Annotated in this window: 14 protein-coding genes; 10 read left to right on the top strand and 4 right to left on the bottom strand. The window is 66.3% G+C overall.

Annotation, left to right across the window (positions count from 1 at the left end; translation table 11 throughout):
• Positions 1-123 precede the first annotated feature (123 nt).
• The 3 genes from ligA to smc are packed head-to-tail and all read right to left on the bottom strand — an operon-like array spanning position 124 to position 6828.
• Positions 124-2226, bottom strand: coding sequence for an NAD-dependent DNA ligase LigA (ligA, locus tag EYS42_RS14170; RefSeq protein ID WP_130968851.1), 2103 nt, complete (start codon positions 2224-2226; stop codon positions 124-126).
• An 18-nt stretch (positions 2227-2244) separates the two neighbouring features.
• Positions 2245-3294, bottom strand: coding sequence for a cell division protein FtsZ (locus EYS42_RS14165; RefSeq protein WP_130968850.1), 1050 nt, complete (start codon positions 3292-3294; stop codon positions 2245-2247).
• A gap of 18 nt (positions 3295-3312) precedes the next feature.
• Positions 3313-6828 carry a chromosome segregation protein SMC gene (smc, locus tag EYS42_RS14160; protein WP_130968849.1) on the bottom strand — a complete coding sequence of 1172 codons (3516 nt, stop codon included), beginning with the start codon at positions 6826-6828 and terminating at the stop codon, positions 3313-3315.
• A 203-nt stretch (positions 6829-7031) separates the two neighbouring features.
• On the opposite strand from smc, the gene queF reads away from it, so the two are divergent.
• The 8 genes from queF to prmB all read left to right on the top strand — a co-directional run bounded on the left by queF (position 7032) and on the right by prmB (position 14495).
• The gene (gene queF, locus EYS42_RS14155) at positions 7032-7514 is read left to right on the top strand and encodes a preQ(1) synthase (protein WP_130968848.1); all 483 of its coding nucleotides are present in this window, start codon (positions 7032-7034) and stop codon (positions 7512-7514) included.
• 14 nt (positions 7515-7528) lie between these two features.
• Positions 7529-8290: a hypothetical protein gene (locus EYS42_RS14150; protein WP_130968847.1), complete on the top strand. Its 762-nt coding sequence runs from the start codon at positions 7529-7531 to the stop codon at positions 8288-8290.
• Positions 8291-8370: 80 nt separating this feature from the next.
• On the top strand, positions 8371-9018 hold the full coding sequence (locus EYS42_RS14145) for a hypothetical protein (RefSeq protein ID WP_130968846.1): 648 nt from the start codon (positions 8371-8373) through the stop codon (positions 9016-9018).
• A gap of 76 nt (positions 9019-9094) precedes the next feature.
• Positions 9095-10342 carry a succinyldiaminopimelate transaminase gene (dapC, locus tag EYS42_RS14140; protein WP_130968845.1) on the top strand — a complete coding sequence of 416 codons (1248 nt, stop codon included), beginning with the start codon at positions 9095-9097 and terminating at the stop codon, positions 10340-10342.
• 44 nt (positions 10343-10386) lie between these two features.
• A complete protein-coding gene (dapD, locus tag EYS42_RS14135; protein WP_130968844.1) occupies positions 10387-11208 on the top strand; it encodes a 2,3,4,5-tetrahydropyridine-2,6-dicarboxylate N-succinyltransferase in 822 nt (273 codons plus the stop codon).
• A gap of 70 nt (positions 11209-11278) precedes the next feature.
• Positions 11279-12448: a PilT/PilU family type 4a pilus ATPase gene (locus tag EYS42_RS14130; protein WP_130968843.1), complete on the top strand. Its 1170-nt coding sequence runs from the start codon at positions 11279-11281 to the stop codon at positions 12446-12448.
• Between the two features lie 2 nt (positions 12449-12450).
• Positions 12451-13605 carry a succinyl-diaminopimelate desuccinylase gene (gene dapE / locus EYS42_RS14125; protein WP_130968842.1) on the top strand — a complete coding sequence of 385 codons (1155 nt, stop codon included), beginning with the start codon at positions 12451-12453 and terminating at the stop codon, positions 13603-13605.
• On the top strand, positions 13602-14495 hold the full coding sequence (prmB, locus tag EYS42_RS14120) for a 50S ribosomal protein L3 N(5)-glutamine methyltransferase (protein WP_130968841.1): 894 nt from the start codon (positions 13602-13604) through the stop codon (positions 14493-14495). Before dapE ends, prmB begins: the two co-directional genes overlap by 4 nt.
• 30 nt (positions 14496-14525) lie before the next feature.
• On the opposite strand, the gene EYS42_RS14115 is transcribed toward prmB, so the two are convergent.
• A complete protein-coding gene (locus tag EYS42_RS14115; protein WP_130968840.1) occupies positions 14526-16331 on the bottom strand; it encodes an alkaline phosphatase D family protein in 1806 nt (601 codons plus the stop codon).
• 77 nt (positions 16332-16408) lie between these two features.
• Here EYS42_RS14115 and EYS42_RS14110 point away from each other — a divergent pair, with 77 nt between their 5' ends.
• Positions 16409-18379, top strand: a complete 1971-nt coding sequence (locus EYS42_RS14110; RefSeq protein WP_130968839.1) for an ABC-F family ATP-binding cassette domain-containing protein — start codon at positions 16409-16411, stop codon at positions 18377-18379.
• Between the two features lie 173 nt (positions 18380-18552).
• Positions 18553-19251, top strand: coding sequence for a C40 family peptidase (locus tag EYS42_RS14105; RefSeq protein WP_130968838.1), 699 nt, complete (start codon positions 18553-18555; stop codon positions 19249-19251).
• The last annotated feature ends 29 nt before the right edge of the window (positions 19252-19280 follow it).

Raw genomic sequence — 19280 nt, 5'->3', positions numbered from 1 at the left:
AGTGTTCCAGAAACTTGAGCGGGGGGATCGTGAAAAATTGCGCCCTGAGCAAGGCGCTTTTCCAGCGAGAAAAAACCACCCCGGTTCCGGTCAGAGTGCACTGAGCCGCACGGTCCGCGTGGGTCAGGTGTTGCCCAGAAGTTGCAACAAGCCTTCTTCGTCGAGCACGGCCACGCCCAGGGCCTGGGCCTTGTCGAGCTTGGAGCCGGCTTCAGCCCCCGCCACCACCCAATCGGTTTTCTTGGACACCGAACCAGCCACCTTGCCACCTGCGGCTTCGATCAGGGCTTTGGCCTGGTCACGGCTGAGGGTCGGCAATGTGCCCGTGAGCACCAGGGTCTTGCCAGCCAGTGGCTGCGGACGGTTCGCGCGCATGGCCGGGTCTTCTTCGGGCCAATGGATGCCGCAGGCGCGCAATTGCTCGACCACCTCGCGGTTGTGGGGCTGCGCGAAGAAGGTGTAAATGCTGTGGGCCACGATGGGCCCCACATCGGGCACTTCGAGCAAGGCCTCTTCGCTGGCGTCCATGATGAGGTCGAGCTGACCGAAGTGCTTGGCCAGATCCTTCGCGGTGGCCTCACCCACATGGCGAATGCCCAGGCCAAACAGAAAGCGCGGCAAGGTGGTCTGCTTGCTTTTTTCCAGCGCCGCCAGTAGGTTCTGGGCGCTCTTGTCGGCCATGCGGTCCAGCGCCGCCAGGCGGGTCAGGCCCAGCTTGTACAACTCGGGAAGCGTGCGGATCAGGTCGCCATCGACCAGCTGGTCGACCAGTTTTTCGCCCAGGCCTTCGATGTCCAGCGCACGGCGCTGGGCGAAATGCAGCAGGGCCTGCTTGCGCTGCGCCGCACAGAACAGCCCGCCCGTGCAGCGGTGGTTCATTTCCGAGCGTTCGCGCTCGACCTTGCTGCCACACACCGGACAGGCCACGGGCATGCGGAAGTTGGGCACATAAGCAGCCCGATCGCCGGGCACCACGCCCACCACTTCGGGGATCACATCCCCCGCACGGCGCACGATGACCTGGTCGCCCACCCTCACCTTCTTGCGACGCAGCTCGAACAGGTTGTGCAAGGTGGCGTTGGTGACCGTGACGCCACCCACGAACACCGGCTGCAGGCGTGCCACTGGCGTGAGCTTGCCGGTGCGGCCCACCTGCACGTCAACCCCTTCCACACGGGTGACCTGCTCTTGAGCCGGATACTTGTGGGCCACGGCCCAGCGCGGCTCACGCGTGACAAAGCCCAAACGGTCTTGCAGGTCGCGGCGGTTGACCTTGTAGACCACGCCGTCGATGTCGAAGGGCAACTGGTCACGCAGGGCCCCCATGGCTCGGTGGTAGGCCACCAGGCCAGGCGCACCCTCGGCCACGGTGCGGTGCTCGCACACCGGAAAACCCATGGACTGCAAAGCATCGAGCAACTCGCTGTGCGTCGGCGGCACGGCCCAGCCTTGCACCTCGCCCAGGCCATAGGCAAAGAAGCTCAGAGGGCGCTGGGCGGCAATCGCCGGGTCGAGCTGACGAACGGCACCCGCCGCGGCGTTGCGCGGGTTGACGAAGGTCTTGTCACCACGTTCGCGCTGGCGCTCGTTCAGTCGCTCGAAATCATCGCGGCGCATGTAGACCTCGCCTCGCACTTCCAGAACGGGTGGGTTCACACCCTGCAAGCGCAGAGGGATCTGTCCCACCGTGCGAATGTTCTGGGTCACGTTTTCGCCGGTCTCTCCGTCACCCCGGGTGGCGGCCTGCACCAGCACGCCATGCTCGTAGCGCAGGTTGATGGCCAGGCCATCGAACTTCAGTTCGGCCGCGTAAGCCACAGGTGGCGCATCGTCGGCCAGCTCCAGCTCGCGGCGCACACGCCCGTCGAAGGACTCTGCCCCCGAGGCCTCGGTGTCCGTTTCGGTCCGGATCGACAGCATCGCGACGGCATGGCGCACAGGTTCAAAGCCGTCGAGCACCTGCCCCAGCACGCGCTGAGTGGGCGAATCAGCAGTCAGCAGCTCGGGGTGGGCCTGCTCAAGCGCCTGCAGGGCCTGGAACAGGCGGTCATACTCGGCATCCGGAATCTCTGGCGCATCGAGCACGTGGTACCGGTGGGCATGGTGGTGCAGTTGCTGCCTCAAAGCCGCAGCCTGCGCGACCGGATCGGACACGGGGCCCGAAGTGCCGGGCTCATCTCCGGGCTCATCTCCGAGCTCATTGGCAAACAGGCTGTTCTGGGTCATGGACTGCACCGGCCCACTTCAGGCAAACAGACGACGTGCCGCGGCCGACCCAGCAGCGAGATCACGGCTGCTGAGCGCTTCGTACAGTCGGGTCAATTCCACACCGATGGACTCGAATGCCGCCGAGCTGAAGGCGTGGCCTTGCTCGTCGGCCATCACCGCCCCCATGGCCAGCGACAAGGCTTCACCAGCCGCACACCAGGCCTTGTAGGGCTCGAGTTCAGGGGCCGTCTGAGGCACGTCGAAGGCCAGCAGCAGCTCACGCAGGGTGGCCTGGTCAGGGTCTTCAGCGAAAGCGGCCTGTGCATCGAAGTGCAAGGTCAGGATCGGGGGCGCTCCGTCCTCCAGCGCAGGCAGCACCATGCGCCCCGGCAGTGCCCCCGCCACGAAGCCGTGGCGCGCAGCCTGCTGCTGCACATAGCCCACCGACCAGGCGCTGCCTTTGGCGTGCAGGCGCATGGCCAGCTGGGCGTCGTGGGCGCTGGCGAAGGCGTCGAGCTCTCGGGCGCGGCCCACCACATCGAGCATGTCAGGGAACTCTGCTGCAGCACCGCCCAGGCCATCAACCATGGCCTGGACCTTCTGGACGAACTCCGAGTATTCGATTTCATTGAGGCCACCAGTGCGGTTGGCCAGCAGCACGCCGGCTTGCAGCTCGCTGTAGGTCACGCCGGCCTGGGGCACTTCCCATTCACCGCAATCGGTGCGCAGGCCCTCGACCAGCACAGGCTTGCTGCCCGCGCGGCGGGTGGGGGGCATGTGGGCCAAGGCTGCATCGCCCGTGATCGGATGTTCCAGCGTGATGGTGGCGATGGCGTCGATCAGGGCGTCCAGGCGCACCAGGCTGCGCTTGAGCGCCGGCTGTGCCGACAAAGACGGCGGCTCCATGGGCTGGGTGTCCAGCAAAGCCCCGGCGGCTTCACCCTGGGCCAAGGCTGAGTCGGTCGGTTCGGCACGCTTGGGGGCCCGGGCCGCCGTCTTGCGGGCGGTCCACGCGCCGTGGGCCACCACAGCCGTCAGCACCACACCACCCAGCAGTGCCAGGCCCAAGGTCAGAGAGTTGCTCATTGTTTGAAATTCCATCGATCAGGCTGCCTGGGCCATGCCCATGGCTGCCTCCATGTCCACCGCCACGATGCGGGAGACACCTTGTTCTTGCATGGTCACGCCCACCAGCTGCTCGGCCATTTCCATCGCGATCTTGTTGTGGGAAATGAAGAGGAACTGGGTGCCGGACGACATGTTCTTGACCAGCCGTGCATAGCGTTCGGTGTTGGCGTCGTCCAGCGGCGCGTCCACTTCGTCCAGCAGGCAGAAGGGCGCAGGGTTGAGCTGGAAGATGGCAAACACCAGCGCAATCGCCGTGAGCGCCTTCTCTCCACCTGACAGCAGGTGGATGGTGCTGTTTTTCTTGCCAGGCGGGTGGGCCATGACCTGCACGCCGGCATCGAGAATTTCATCGCCCGTCATGACCAGCTTGGCACTGCCGCCACCGAACAGGCTGGGGAACATGCGCCCGAAATGCTCGTTGACGGTGTTGAAGGTGCTGCCCAGCAGGTCGCGGGTTTCGAGGTCGATCTTGTGGATCGCACCTTCCAGGGTCTGGATGGCGTCGAGCAGGTCGGCCGACTGCGCGTCGAGGAAACCCTTGCGCTCGCGCGCGGCCGTGAGCTCGTCGAGCGCGGCAAGGTTCACGGCGCCCAGGCTGTTGATCTCGCGCTGGATGCGGTCGATCTCGCTTTGCAGGCCATACAGCTTGACGCCATCGGCCTCGATGCTGGCCGCCAGGGCTTCGAGATCGACCTGCGCGGCCACCAGCTGCTCCATGAACTGGGCACCGCCCAGGGTGGCGGCCTGCTCTTCCAGCTGCAGCCTGGTGATCTGGTCGCGAAGCGGCTGCAAGCTGCGTTCGGCGCCCAGGCGCTGCTCGTCGGCGCGGCGCAACTGGGCGGCCAGGTCGTCGTAGCGGCTGCGGGTCTGGGCCAGCAGGCCTTCTTTTTCCAGCTTGATGGCCAGGGCTTCGTCCAGGCCGGTCTGTGCGGCGGCATCGCTGAAGCGGGCCAGCTCTTCGTGCAGGGTGGCGGCCGACGCCTCATTGGTGCGCAACTGCTGGGCCGCCGTTTCGATGGCGCGCTGCAGCTCGCCCTGGCGCGAGGCCAATGCACGGGCACTGAACTGCGCCTCCTGCGCCTGGCGCTCCAGCGTGCGGGCCTGCTCGCGGGCCTGGCCCAGCTTGCGCTCGGCCTCGATCACAGCCTCTTCCAGCTGGGCGTGGCGCTCCTGGGCGTCGGCCAGGCTGAGGTCGAGCTCTTCGAAGCGGGCTTCGCCGGTGGCGCGGCGCTCTTGCAGGTCATCCAGCTGGCCATCGATCTCGGCCAGCTCTTCGGCGATCTGGCCGGCGCGGGCCGAGGTCTGCTCGGCCTGCTGGGTCAGGCGCAGCACTTCCACTTGCAGCTGATGGTGGCGCTGCTGCTGCTCGCTGGTGTCACGGCGGGCCTGGGCCAGCCGTTGCGATGCATCGGTGCAGGCCGCTTCGGCCCGCACCAGGGCGGCGCGGGCGTCGTCGGCCATGAGCGACTGGGCGCGCACCTGCTTGTCGAGGTTCTCGATTTCCTGGGCACGGGCCAGCATGCCGGCCTGCTCGGAATCTGGCGCGTAGAAGCTCACGGCAAAGGGGCTGACCGCGTGGCCGGCCGGGGTCATGATGACCTCGCCGTGCGTGAGCTTGCTGCGGTTGGCCAGCGCCTCGTCCAGGCTGGCAGCGGTATAGACGCCTTCCAGCCAATCGTTCAGCAGGGCCTTCAGGCCGGCATCGCCCAGGCGAAGGCGGTCAGACAGGCGCGCCAGCGTGTGGTGGGTGTTCTCGATGCCACCCGGTGGCAGGCTGTAGAAGGCCAGTTTGGCCGGGGGCGCATCCTGCTCGAAGGCCCGCACGATGTCGACGCGGCCCACCTCCAGGGCGTTCATGCGCTCGCGCAGGGCCGCTTCCAGCGCGGTTTCCCAGCCGGCGTCGATCTGCACCTTGCGCCACAGGCCTTGCAGGTTGTCCAGGCCGTGGCGGGCCAGCCAGGGCTTGAGCTTGCCTTCGGTCTGCACCTTTTCCTGCAAGGCGCGCAGGGCTTCCAGGCGGGCCACCAGCTCGGCATGGCGCGCAGCCTGGGCGTTGCTGTCGTCCTGTCGGGCCTTGCGGGCTTCTTCCAGGCTGGGCACAGTCTCGCTCAGCTCACCGAGTTGGGCCTCCAGCATGGCCAGCTGCTCTTCGCTGGCTTCGGCCTGGCGGCGCAGGTCGGTCAGGCGGGCCTCGTCGGGCGTGGCCAGGCCCTTCTGTTCGGTGGCCAGGCGCTCGCGGCGCAGGTTCAGCTGCCGCGACTGGTCATCGAGGTTGCGCGATTCGGCTGCCAGCAGCTGGATCTGCTGCTGCACCTGGGCGGCCACACCGCGCTGCTCGTTGGCCTTCTGCGTGGCGGCACGCACGGCGTCTTCCAGGGCAGGCACCTGTCCCGCCAGCTCCTCGGCCTGCGCCGCCAGAATTTCCGACTGCTCTTGCGCGGCCACCATCTTCTCGGCCAGCTCTTCCAGCTCGAATTCGGCCTGGGCCTGGCGTTCGGTCCACTGGTCGTTCTGGCCCTTCAGCTCGGCCAGGCGCTGCTCGGTACGCTGGCGGCCCTCCACCACATAGCGGATGCGCTCTTCCAGGCGACTGACCTCCAGGCTGGCCTCGGCCAGCGCGCCCTGTGCGGCATGCAACTCGTCGCTGGCAGCGTAATGGGCCTGGCGCACGTGTTCCAGTTCGGCTTCCACCTGGCGCAGTTCGGCCATGCGGGCTTCCAGTGCATTGGTGGCCTCCAGCACGGCCAGCTTGATGCGCTGCTCTTCCGTGGCCGCGTCGCGGTGCTTCAGGAACCACAGCTGGTGCAGCCTGGTGGTGCCCTGGGCCTGCAAGGTGTTGTAGCGGGTCGCCACCTCGGCCTGCTTTTCCAGCTTGTCGAGGTTGTTCGTCAGCTCGCGCAGGATGTCTTCCACGCGGGTGAGGTTCTCGCGGGTGTCCTTCAGGCGATTTTCGGTCTCGCGGCGGCGCTCCTTGTACTTGGACACGCCCGCGGCTTCTTCGAGGAACAGCCGCAGCTCTTCCGGCTTGGATTCGATGATCCGGCTGATCGTGCCCTGACCGATGATGGCGTAGGCGCGCGGGCCCAGGCCGGTGCCCAGGAACACATCCTGCACGTCACGGCGGCGCACCGGCTGGTTGTTGATGAAATAACTGGAGTTGCCGTCGCGGGTCAGCACGCGCTTGACCGCGATTTCGCTGAACTGGTTCCACTGGCCACCCGCGCGGCCCGACTCGTTGCTGAACACCAGCTCCACGCTGGCGCGGCTGGAGGGCTTGCGGTTGCCCGAGCCATTGAAGATCACGTCCTGCATGGACTCGCCGCGAAGCTCGCTGGCCTTGCTTTCGCCCAGCACCCAGCGAACGGCGTCCATGATGTTGGACTTGCCGCAGCCATTCGGGCCGACCACGCCCACCAGCTGCCCGGGCAGTTCGAACTGCGTGGGCTCGGCGAACGACTTGAAGCCGGACAGCTTGATCGAATTCAGGCGCATGCTGAGAAGAACCTGCAGGTCGCGTGGACGCCCGCTGGACAGCCCATCTAAGTCGTTGATTTCATTCAATAAACCCGCAATGTCGTGATGCGGGAAACCTGGAGGATGATAGCATCGCGGCTTTGAGTCACTGCCCACGCTCACGCCGGGCGACGGCTCCATCCTGTTTCGGGCGTGTCCGCGCCCACACTCTGAGCATTTCCATGGCCAAAAAAGCCCCCGCTGCGCCCGCCGTGAAGGTCGGCACCCGCGCCAAGCCCGCCACTGCACCCTCGGCACCGTCCAAGCACCTCGACGTGTTCCCCAACCCGGCCCCTGAGCGCGACTACGTGATACAGTTCCAGATCCCGGAATTCACCTGCTTTTGCCCGCTGACCGGCCAGCCTGATTTCGCGCACTTTGTGGTTGACTGCATCGCCGACAAGCTGTGCATCGAGCTCAAGAGCCTGAAGATGTACATGTGGAGCTACCGCAACGAAGGCGCTTTCCACGAGAAGGTCACCAACGACATCCTGTCGGACATGGTCAAGGCCATCAACCCGCGTTACCTGCGCATCACGGCCAAGTGGTACGTGCGTGGCGGCATCTACACCAACGTGGTGGTCGAGCACCGCAAAAAGGGCTGGAAGCCGGCGCCCAAGGTGGACCTGCCCAACCTGGGCCATGAAACCGGCATGATGGGCTGAGTCCTGGACACACCTTGGCCGCCACCCCAGTGCCCATCGCTCACGTTGGTCTGGAAGGGCTGATGCTGGGCACCGCCCTGGCCGTGGCGCTGGCCTTCAAGCCATGGCAGGTGCTGCAACACAAGCCGTTGCAAAGCCCCTGGCTGGCGGCCATGGTGATCCTGCCCTGGGCCTGGTGGACCCAGAAACTGCTGCCCTCGGGCATGGCCCTGCACCTGTCAGGCACCTGCCTGCTGGTGCTGATGTTCGGCTGGCCCATGGCCGTGCTGATGACCTTGCCGGTGGCCGTGCTCGCGGTCCTGCTCGAGATTCAGGGCCCGCAGCGCCTGACGCGCGGGGCCATGCACCTGCCTGCACCCGCCACACCCGACTGGGGCGCCACGCTCGACCTGCTGCTGGCACGCAGTGATGCCATCGTCTCGCACGCGCTGTGGATGGGCGTGCTGCCAGCCACTGCGGGTCTGCTGATCGGGCTGGCCATGCGCCGCTGGCTGCCGCAGCATGTCTTCGTTTACATCCTGGGTCGCGGCTTCATTGGCACGGCCCTGGCCGTGACCCTCACCGGTGCGCTGGGCCTGCTGGCGCAGCGCATGCCCCCCGGCCTGGACATGCTGGAATGGATGCTGGGCCACTGGCTGCTGGGTTGGGGCGAGGCCCTGAGCACCGGCATGCTGACGGCCGTGTTCGTGGCCTTCAAGCCGCACTGGCTGCTGACCTATTCCGACCACCGTTACCTGCCGCCGCCCCACCCCCGGGGCAACCCACCCCCTCAGTGAGGGGGCGGGCACCCCACCTTTGTGCAACCGCCGGTTACACGAGCCTCTGCCATGGCCACAATCCGGCCTCGGAATCCGACATGACCCGAGCGCACGCCCTTCCCCCTTTCGCCCTGCTGCTGTTGAGCGGCCTGGTCAGCCTGGCGCCCATGGCCCAGGCGTGTCAGACGCGTGCTGTGCCCATCGAGCAGGTGAAAGTGCCGGTGGAAGGACGGGTGGTTCGGGCCTTCGGCTGCCAGGATGCCCTGGGCGAGCAATTGTTTGTGGAGACGCGGCAACCCACGGCCTTGGGCGCGCGCGCGGCAGGCACGGCCTTGACCTTCTACCAGTTCACACTGAACAGCCAGACCAACGCCCATGGCGTCAGCCGCCGGTGGATGGCCCGCGACTTCGCCCCGGCCGACAGCCGCCTCAGCCGAAGCCCGCAGGTCAATCGCTTCACAGCCAGCGACATCGATGGCGATGGCGTGCTCGAAGCCTTCGTGGCCTACAGCACGGCCGCCACACCGGGCGCCGCCGAAGAAGGCAAACTGCTGGTGTTCCACAAAGACCGCAAGTACGCGGTGCGGGGCACGGTGGCCCTGCTGCCGGGCGACTTCAGCACCCGTAACATGGACCCAGGCTTCGACACCCTGCCCGGCAGCATCCAGCGACACGCCCTGCAACTGTGGGACAGCATGGCCCTGCCCCATCAGCGCACCACCGTCAGCCAGGGCAACAACCGCTGACCTGCCCACCTTTTTGACACTGCCAAACCCTGGCCCACCCGGTCAGCCAGGGTCAAGGCTGGGATAATCACGCCCCATGAACCCGCTTCTGTCGAAACTGCAGCCCTACCCCTTCGAGCGCCTGCGCGGCCTGACGAAGGGCGTGACGCCAAACCCGGCGCTGCGCGCCATCAGCCTGGGCATCGGCGAGCCCAAGCACGCCACCCCGGCCTTCATCCAGCAGGCCATCACCGACAACCTCGATGGCCTGGCCGCCTACCCGGCCACCGCCGGTGAGCCTGCCCTGCGTGAAGCCTGCGCCCAGTGGCTGAACCGCCGCTATGGCCTGTCGGTCGATGCGGCCACCCAGATCCTGCCGGTCAATGGTTCTCGCGAGGCCCTCTTCGCCCTGGCCCAGGTGGTGATCGACCCCACCCAGCATCAGGCCGCCGGTGGCCCGACCATCGTCAGTCCCAACCCGTTCTACCAGATCTACGAGGGCGCCGGCCTGCTGTCCGGTGCCCGCGTGGTCTACGCCAACTCCGACCCGGCCCGCAACTTCGCGGCCGACTGGTCCAGCATCCCCGACAGCGTGTGGGCCACCACCCAGCTGCTGTTCGTGTGCTCGCCGGGCAACCCCACCGGCGCGGTCATGCCACTCGACGAATGGCGCAAGCTGTTCGAGCTGAGCGACCGCCATGGCTTCGTGATCGCCTCCGACGAGTGCTACAGCGAGATCTACTTCCGCGAAGGCGCTGACGCCGCGCCCCTGGGTGGCCTGGAAGCCGCCGTGAAGCTGGGCCGCCCTGATTTCAAGCGCCTGATCATGCTGACCAGCCTGTCCAAGCGCTCGAACGTGCCCGGCATGCGCTCGGGCTTCGTGGCCGGTGACGCCGAGATCATCAAGGCCTTCCTGCTCTACCGCACCTACCACGGCAGTGCCATGGGCCCGCACATCCAGCGCGCGAGCATCGCGGCCTGGAACGACGAAGCCCACGTGGTTGAAAACCGCCGCCTGTACCGGCACAAGTTCGAGCAGGTCACGCCGATATTGCAGGCTGTGATGGACGTTGCATTGCCCGACGCGGGCTTTTACCTCTGGGCGGGCGTGCCCGCCGTGTGCGAGGCCCCGGCACGTGCCGCCGGCCTGAGCACCGACGAGTGGTTCGCCCGCGAACTGCTCGCTCAATACAATGTGGCCGTTCTGCCAGGCAGCTACCTGGCCCGCGAGGCACAGGGCGTCAACCCCGGCGCCGGCCGCGTGCGCCTGGCCCTGGTGGCCGGCGTCGAGGAATGCCTCGAAGCCGCCCAGCGCATCAAGGCCTTCATCGAATCGCTGGGCTGAGCCCGGCCTGCACCGTTCACCCCTTACACAGACAAGAGACTCACATGAGCCAACTGCAATCGATCATCGAATCCGCCTGGGACAACCGTGCCGAACTGTCGGTCGCCAGCGCCCCCGCCGAAGTGCGTGACGCCGTCAACCACATCATCGACCAGCTCGACACCGGCAAGGTGCGTGTGGCCGAGAAGATCAACGGCGCCTGGGAAGTGCACCAGTGGGTCAAGAAGGCCGTGCTGCTGAGCTTCCGCCTGAACGACAACGTGCCCATGGGCGACGGCGCCCTGCAGTTCTACGACAAGGTGCCCACCAAGTACGCCGGCATGAGCGCCGAGCAGCTGAAGGCCACCGGCGTGCGCGTGGTGCCGCCGGCCGTGGCCCGCCGTGGTTCGTTCCAGGCCAAGAACGTGATCCTGATGCCGTCGTACGTGAACATCGGCGCTTACGTCGATGAAGGCACCATGGTCGACACCTGGGCCACCGTCGGCTCGTGCGCCCAGATCGGCAAGAACGTCCACCTGTCGGGCGGCGTGGGCATCGGCGGCGTGCTGGAACCCCTGCAGGCCAACCCCACCATCATCGAAGACAACTGCTTCATCGGCGCCCGCTCGGAAGTGGTCGAAGGCGTGATCGTCGAAGAAAACTCGGTGATCTCGATGGGCGTGTACATCGGCCAGTCGACCAAGATCTACGACCGCGCCACCGGCGAAGTGAGCTATGGCCGCATCCCCGCCGGTTCGGTGGTGGTGTCGGGCAACCTGCCCTCGGCCGACGGCAAGTACAGCCTGTACTGCGCCGTGATCGTCAAGCGCGTCGACGCCCAGACCCGCTCGAAGACCAGCATCAACGACCTGCTGCGCGGCGCCTGATTGGGCACCCTGCCCTGCGCACTTTCACCCCGGCCCTGCGCCGGGGTTTTCATCTGACCGGGAGCATCTGATGAGTGAAGGCAATCTGGAACGTGTGTTGCGCATCATGGCCGAGAAGAAGGCCTCCGATGTGTTCCTGTCGGCCAACACGCCCATCCTCATCAAGATCCACGGTCAGATCATGCAGCTGACCGACCAGATCCTGACGCCTTCGCAGCCCCGCCAGCTGCTGGCCGAAATGCTCACGCCTGCGCAGCTCGAAGAGCTGGGCGACACCGGCGAGCTGAACGTGGGCCTGACGGTGCGCGGCGTGGGCATCTTCCGCCTGAGCGCCTTCAAGCAGCGCGGCTCGATCGCGGCGGTGGTGCGCTACATCCCTTCTGATGTGCCGGCGCTGGACACCCTGAACGTGCCCGAAGTGCTGGGCCAGCTGGTGCTGGAAAAGCGCGGCCTGATCCTGCTGGTGGGCGCCACCGGCACCGGCAAGAGCACCACGCTGGCCGCGATGATCGACCACCGCAACCAGCGCATGACCGGTCACATCCTGACCATCGAAGACCCGATGGAGTTCCTGTTCAACAACAAGAAGTCCATCGTGAACCAGCGCGAGATCGGGCGTGACACGCAGTCGCTGCAGGTGGGCCTGCGCAACGCCCTGCGCCAGGCCCCTGACTGCATCCTGATCGGCGAAATCCGCGACCGCGAGACCATGACCATGGCGCTGTCGTACGCGCTGTCGGGCCACCTGGTGCTGGCCACCCTGCACGGCAACAACAGCTACCACGCGCTCAACCGCATCCTGTCGTTCTACACCCCCGAAGCCCGCCCGGCCCTGCTGGGCGACCTCGCCTCGGGCCTGAAAGCCATCGTCTCGCAACGCCTGCTGCGCAGCACCACCGGCGGCCGCATCCCGGCCGTGGAAGTGCTGCTGAACACCCAGCTGATCGCTGAAAGCATCGAGCGTGGTGATTTCACCAGCATCAAGGAGAGCATGGAGAAATCACTGGCCGAAGGCTCGCAGACCTTCGAGCAGGACATCGCCCGTCTGATCAACGAAGGCATGATCACGCGCGACGAGGGAATGGCCCATGCCGACTCGCCCACCAACCTGATGTGGCGCCTGCAGAACGACACCAGCACGCAGACCAAGCTGCTGCCCAAGGAGGAGGCCGACGACGGCCCCTCGTTCACCGAAATCACGCTCGACGTGCCCGGCGACGACCGCGGCACCCGCTTCTGACCATGTCCGACACCCTTCGCCTGCTGGAGGCGCTGATCGCGCGCCCCTCCGTGACCCCCGAAGACGCTGGCTGCCAGGCCCTGATGGCCGAGCGCCTGAGCGCCATCGGCTTCGAATGCCACACGCTCACCTTCGGCCCGGCCGACGCGCCGGTGACCAACCTGTGGGCCATCAAGCGCGGCCCCGGCCATGCCGCTGGCGCGCCCACGCTGGTGTTTGCCGGCCACACCGACGTGGTGCCCACCGGCCCGCTGGAGCAATGGACCACCCCGCCCTTCACGCCCAGCCACCGCGACGGCCTGCTGTACGGACGCGGCACGGCCGACATGAAAAGCTCGCTGGCGGCCATGGTGGCGGCCAGCGAAGAGTTCGTCAAAGCCCACCCGAACCACCAGGGCAGCATCGCCTTTTTGATCACCTCCGACGAAGAAGGCCCCTCGGTCGACGGCACCGTGAAGGTGTGCGAGTGGCTGCAGGCCCGGGGCGAGCGGCTCGATGCCTGCATCGTGGGCGAGCCCACCTCGGTCAAATCCCTGGGTGACATGATCAAGAACGGCCGCCGCGGCTCGCTGTCGGGCAAGCTGAAGGTCAAGGGCATCCAGGGCCACATTGCCTACCCGCACCTGGCGCGCAACCCCATCCATCAGGTGGCGCCCGCATTGGCCGAGCTCACCACCATCGTCTGGGACCAGGGCAACGACCACTTCCCGCCCACCAGCTGGCAGGTGTCGAACATCCACGCGGGCACCGGCGCCAACAACGTGATCCCTGGCGAGGTGGTGCTCGACTTCAACTTCCGCTTCTCGACCGAATCGACACCCGAATCCCTCAAGGAACGGCTGGAAGCGGTGCTGAAGGCCCATGGGCTGGAATACACCATCGACTGGGTGCTGGGCGGCCGCCCCTTCCTGACGCGCCCAGGCGCCTTGATCGAGGCCATCTCGGCGGCCATTGCCGACACCACGGGCCTGAGCACCGAACTGTCGACCAGCGGCGGCACGTCAGACGGGCGCTTCATTGCGCAGATCTGTCCGCAGGTGGTCGAGTTCGGGCCGGTCAACGCCAGCATCCACAAGATCGACGAGCACGTGGCCGTGAGCGCCATCGAGCCCCTGAAAGACATCTACCGCCGCACGCTGGAACGGATGGTGGCATGAGCGCCCTCACCGTCATCGCCCTGATCGAGCAGGCCGCCGAGCAGCTTGAAGCCGCCCAGGTGGCCTATGGCCACGGCACCGCCACCGCCTTTGACGAAGCCGCCTGGCTGGTGCTGTGGCGCCTGGGCCTGCCCATCGACCAGCTCGACGAGGTCGAACAGCAGCCCGTGCCGCCTGAGGCCGCCGCCCAGGTGCAAGCCTTGATCGACGAGCGCATCCGCACACGCAAGCCTGCCGCCTACCTCACGCAGGAAGCCTGGCTGCAGGGCGTGCCCTTTTACGTGGACGAACGTGCCATCGTGCCGCGCTCCTTCATTGCCGAGGTGCTGGCCGACGGCAGCATCGACCCCTGGCTGCATCCGCAAAGCACCCGCGTGCTCGACCTGTGCACCGGCAACGGCAGCCTGGCTGTGCTGGCCGCCATGGCCTACCCCGACGTGCAGGTGGATGGCGCCGACCTGAGCACCGATGCGCTGGCCGTGGCCCGCATCAACGTCGACAAACATGCTCTGCAAAGCCGCATCACGCTGCTGCAAAGCGACGGGCTGGGCAGCGTGCAGGGCCCCTACGACCTGATCCTGTGCAACCCGCCCTACGTGAACGCCACCTCGATGGCGGCCTTGCCGGCCGAGTACCAGGCCGAACCGGCCATGGCCCTGGGCTCTGGCGCCGATGGCATGGACTTCTGCCGCGCCTTCATCGGTGCGCTGCGTGCCGACCCTGACCGCTACCTGACCGAAGAAGGCGTGGTGGTGCTGGAGATCGGCAACGAACGCGAGCATTTCGAGGCCGCCTTCCCCGACCTGCCCGTGTTCTGGCTGGCCACCTCGTCGGGTGACGACCAGCTTCTGCTGTTCACCCGCGAGGCGCTCGACACCCCAATCGGCTGACGAGAGATGGGCTGAGGCCAACCTGCACGCTCAGGGCGTGGCCGGGTGCACGGCCATCAGGTGGTTGCTGAACCCTTCGGCTCGCTCGCAGCGCCAGGTGGCCCACAGTCGGCCTTGCAAGCGTTTGGGCTGCACGGGCACTGCGGCCATGGCCATCGCATCGTCCTTCGGCCGGTCGGCATCAAACTCCAGCGCCAACCAGTTGCGCGTGGCCTGGATGGTGCTGGAAGTGCCCGGAAAATCCAGCAACTTGGCCTGGTGTTCGGTGTCGAGGTCCTGCGTGAAAGCTGCCTTCATGCGCAGCAGCATCAGGAAAGCTTTCTCGCTCCAGGTGAACAGGCTGGGGTGCACGATGGCCGTGGACGTCAGCTGATTGATGCGGTGCACATTGCGTGTGGACGTCTTGCGCAGCGCATTGCCCCAGGCCGCCACATGCACATCGCCCGACACGATGGTGACGCGACACACCGCATCCTGCGCCAACTGCATCAGGGTGCGCACCAGGCGCTTGCGCTCGTCCTCATGGCGGTCGTGGGCCCAATGATCGTTCAGGTCGTCACCCAGGCCTTCCACCACATCATCCCCCTGCCATGACGTGATGGTCTCGGCGGTCGACAGCTTGGGGTGCACCACCGGCACGCTGGAGATGATCAGCTGGTGGCCTGTGGCAGTGGCCGGTGTTTCATCCTTCCACACCGATTTCCAGGCCTCCCAGGTGTCGGCCGACAGCACCTGCAGCTGCGACCGGTCGGTGCGCAGGTCCATCACATTGAGCGTCAACTCTGGCAGCACAAGGCGGTGCGAAAAGCCGGCCTGCTTCGGCAGGAAGGCCAGGCTCAGTGGGTCGGCTTTGGACACGGCGGCCCAGTCGACAGGCGCCCACCAGGGGTCTTTGGCCTGCTGGGGGTTGCGGTCGGTCAGTTCGGGCAGCAGTTCAGAAGGCATCTGCAGCTGGAACACCCAGAACGCTTCGCGCGCGATGCGGAACATGGCCTGCAGCAAGGGGCATTTTTGCAGCTTGGGTCCGTACGAGCCCCAGCCGTCGAAGATGTCGTGGTCGTCCCACATCATCACCGTGGGGCTGGTGGCAAAAGCCTGACCACACCCCGCGGTGCCCGCCACGCTTCGGGCCCACCTCTGAAGGTACACCCCCAGGTAATAGGCCTTGATGCGCGACAGCAGACCGGCCGGAGGCACATAGGTGGCCTGCTGGTCTTCGTCCCATTCGGTCCAGGTTTTCAGCTCCTTCAGGCCGGGGTCAGACCACACGCCGTCCATGTAAACCTGGTCACCACCACCGATCAGCAGGTGAAAGCGCTGCAGCTGCTGTTTGTGCACCCGCTCTTCATGCCATTGCTGTTCACGATCGACCACGTACGCTGACGGGCGGAACTGCACGTCGTGGTTGTTCAGCAGGTCTTGCCAGACCGCCTGGGCTGCGGGCTTGAACGACTTCATGGCCTTCGGGTCAGAAAAGCCATTGCAGGAGAAATAGGCCATGCGGGGTGCTTGCTCCTGCGCAGGCACCGTGAACCGCCAGGACGCATCGGCCTGGCCCTGCAGGCCATAACTGACACGCTGCTCTTTCGTGGTCATGACCACGCTCAGGTCATGCCGCCACACCTCGGCCTTGAGGGGCTTGCCGTTGGCGCCCGTCATGGGCTGCTCGCTCAGCAAACGCCGGGCTGACACGGCCTTGCCTTGCAGCACCATCACCGGCGCTGGTTGGCCCGCAGGCACCACCACCAGCGCACTGACCTTCCACACGGCCTTCTTCCCGGTTCGGGCAATGCCTCTGAACGACAATACCGGACCCATCCAAATTTCACTGGCCATCGCGCTGCCTCGTTCCCCTGGTTGCTTGACGGCCGGATTGTGACGAATTTCACGCCTGCCGCACCCCCTAGAACCTCATGATCGTCCTGAAGAACGTCACCCTGTTGCGCGGCAGCAAGCCGGTGCTGGAACACGCCAGCGTCACCCTGCACCCGGGCGAGAAGGTGGGCCTGGTCGGCCGCAACGGAGCCGGCAAGTCGTCGCTGTTTGCACTGCTGTCGGGCCGGCTGCACCCCGACGCCGGTGATTGCGACATCCCGGCCAGCTGGCTGGCACCAGGCGCGCTGGCCGAAGTGGCCCAGCACATGCCCGAGACCGACGAGCCGGCCACCGAGTTCGTGCTGCAGGGCGATGGCCGCCTGATGCAGGCCCGCGAGCGCCTGGCCACCGCCGAGGCCGCCGGCGACGGCACCGCCATGGCCGAGGCGCATGGCGAGCTGGCCGAAGCCGGGCACTTCGACGCCGCAGCCCGCGCGCAGGCCCTGCTGATGGGCCTGGGGTTTCGCACCGACCAGGTCGAAGCGCCCGTGAACAGCTTTTCAGGCGGCTGGCGCATGCGCCTGCAACTGGCCCGTGCCCTGATGTGCCCCTCGCGCCTGCTGCTGCTCGACGAACCCACCAACCACCTGGACCTCGACGCCCTGGTCTGGCTGGAAGGCTGGCTGCAGCGCTACGAAGGCACCTGCGTCATCATCAGCCACGACCGCGAATTCCTTGACGCCACCACCAAGGTCACGGTGCATCTGGAAGACGGGCAGCTCACCCGCTACACCGGCGGCTACAGCCAGTTCGAGATGATGCGGGCCGAACGCATCAGCCAGCAGCAAGCCGCCTTTGGTCGCCAGCAAGAACGCATCGCCCAGCTGCAACGCTTCATCGACCGATTCAAGGCCAAGGCCAGCAAGGCCAAGCAGGCCCAGAGCCGCGTGAAGGCGCTCGAACGCATGGAAAAGATCGGGCCCGTGCTCACGGCCAGTGATTTCGAGTTCGAATTTCCTGCCCCTGACAGCCTGCCCAACCCCATGCTGGCCCTGAAAGACCTGGGCTGCGGCTACACGCTGCCTGAAGGGCCCAAGGCCATCGTGCGCCACATCCAGCGTTCGGTGCTGCCCGGCCAGCGCATCGGCATCCTGGGGGCCAACGGCCAGGGCAAATCGACCCTGGTCAAGACGCTGGCCCACATGCAGCCTGCGCTGGAAGGCCAGATCACCGAGGGCAAGGGCCTGAACATCGGCTATTTCGCGCAGCAGGAGCTGGACGTGCTGCGGCCCGACGAAGGCCCTCTGGCCCACATGATCCGCCTGGCCAAGGCCGTGAACCCGCAAGCCCGCGAGCAGGAGCTGCGTGATTTCCTCGGGCGCTTCCGTTTCACGGGCGACATGGTGATGCAGCCCGTGGGGCAGTTCAGTGGTGGCGAAAAGGCCCGCCTGGTGCTGGCCCTGATCGTGTGGCAGCGCCCCAACCTGCTGCTGCTGGACGAACCCACCAACCACCTGGACCTGACCACCCGCGAAGCCCTGAGCATGGCGCTCAACGAGTTCGAAGGCACCGTGATGCTGGTCAGCCACGACCGCGCGCTGCTGCGCGAGGTGTGCGACGAGTTCTGGCTGGTGGCCCAGGGCAAGGTCGAGACCTTCGACGGCGACCTGGACGACTACCAGCGCTGGCTGATCGAACAAAGCCGGCAGCAGGCCGCGCAACTGAAGGCGCAGCAACAGGCGGCAGCCCAGGCTGCCAGCACCCAGGCGTCAGGCGACGCCGTGGCCAGTCGCAAGGAAGACCGCAAAGCGTCGGCCCAGGCCCGCCAGAAACTGCAGGAGCAGGCCAGGCCCCTGAAAACCGAGATCAAGAAGATCGACGAACGCCTGGCCGCCCTGAGCACCGAACGCGACGCGATCAACGAGCGCCTGTGTGCGGCCGACCTGAGTGGCGACGAACGCACTGAAAAATCCCGCCGGCTGAAAACCGTGGGCGACGAGATCGACGAACTCGAGATGCGCTGGCTGGAAGTCAGCGAAGCCCTGGAAGCCCTGCAAAACGCTGTCTGACGGCAGTTTTCAACACACACGCCCCCTGCCTGGCCCACCGCTTGCATGGTGGAAATCCCATGGTGGCAGTGGTTCGAACACAAGGAATGGCCCGCAAAAACGGTGGTAAGGTGTTGATTGCCCTGACTTTCCAAGGTTGACGGATGGGATTGATTGGCCTAGCCTTGCGCCCCATGCTCATTCGACGCGCACACTCCTGGCGACTGCTGCTGGCAGCCGCCCTGGCCTTTGGGGCCGGTCAGGTGGCGCAGGCTCAGCCCTTGCCTGCCACCAGCGCGTCCGCCCCTGCACTGGCAGGCGCACCGACCGAAGGGGTCGATCCGGTCAGCAGGTTCCTCACCGAGCGCGGTCTGATCAACACCCGCCCGGTGGTCGAAGCGGCCCAGCAGGTCAAGGACAAGGCCGCCAACCTGGCCTCCGAACTGGTGCTGTCGGCCATGAACTTCCTCGGGGTGCCGTATCGCATGGGCGGTACGTCCCGCGAGAGCGGCTTCGACTGCAGCGGCTTCACCCGCCATGTGTTCGAAAACAGCCTGGGGCTGATCCTACCTCGTCGGGCGGCCGAACAGGCCAACATGCCCGGCATGCTGCAGGTCAACCAGGCCGAACTCAAGCCCGGTGACCTGGTGTTCTTCAACACGCTGCGCCACACCTTTTCCCACGTGGGCATCTACATCGGCGACAACAAGTTCATCCATTCGCCACGCGCCGGTGGCGTGGTGCGCGTGGAAGACATGCGCATGGCCTACTGGCAGCAACGCTTTGACGGCGCCCGCCGCCTGCCTGCCTTCAACAAGGGCCAGGCTTTGCCGCCCAACCTGGGCACGATCGTGCGCAATGGCGCACCTGGCACGGCCGAAGGCGCGCCCTGAACCCTCGGCTGGTCGGCAATGCAGGCACA

The sequence above is a fragment of the Aquabacterium lacunae genome (assembly GCF_004310865.1).
In the GTDB taxonomy this organism is placed as follows: domain Bacteria; phylum Pseudomonadota; class Gammaproteobacteria; order Burkholderiales; family Burkholderiaceae_C; genus Aquabacterium; species Aquabacterium lacunae.
Note: the sequence above shows the minus strand (reverse complement) of the source record. Positions and strands in the feature narration are given on the sequence as shown.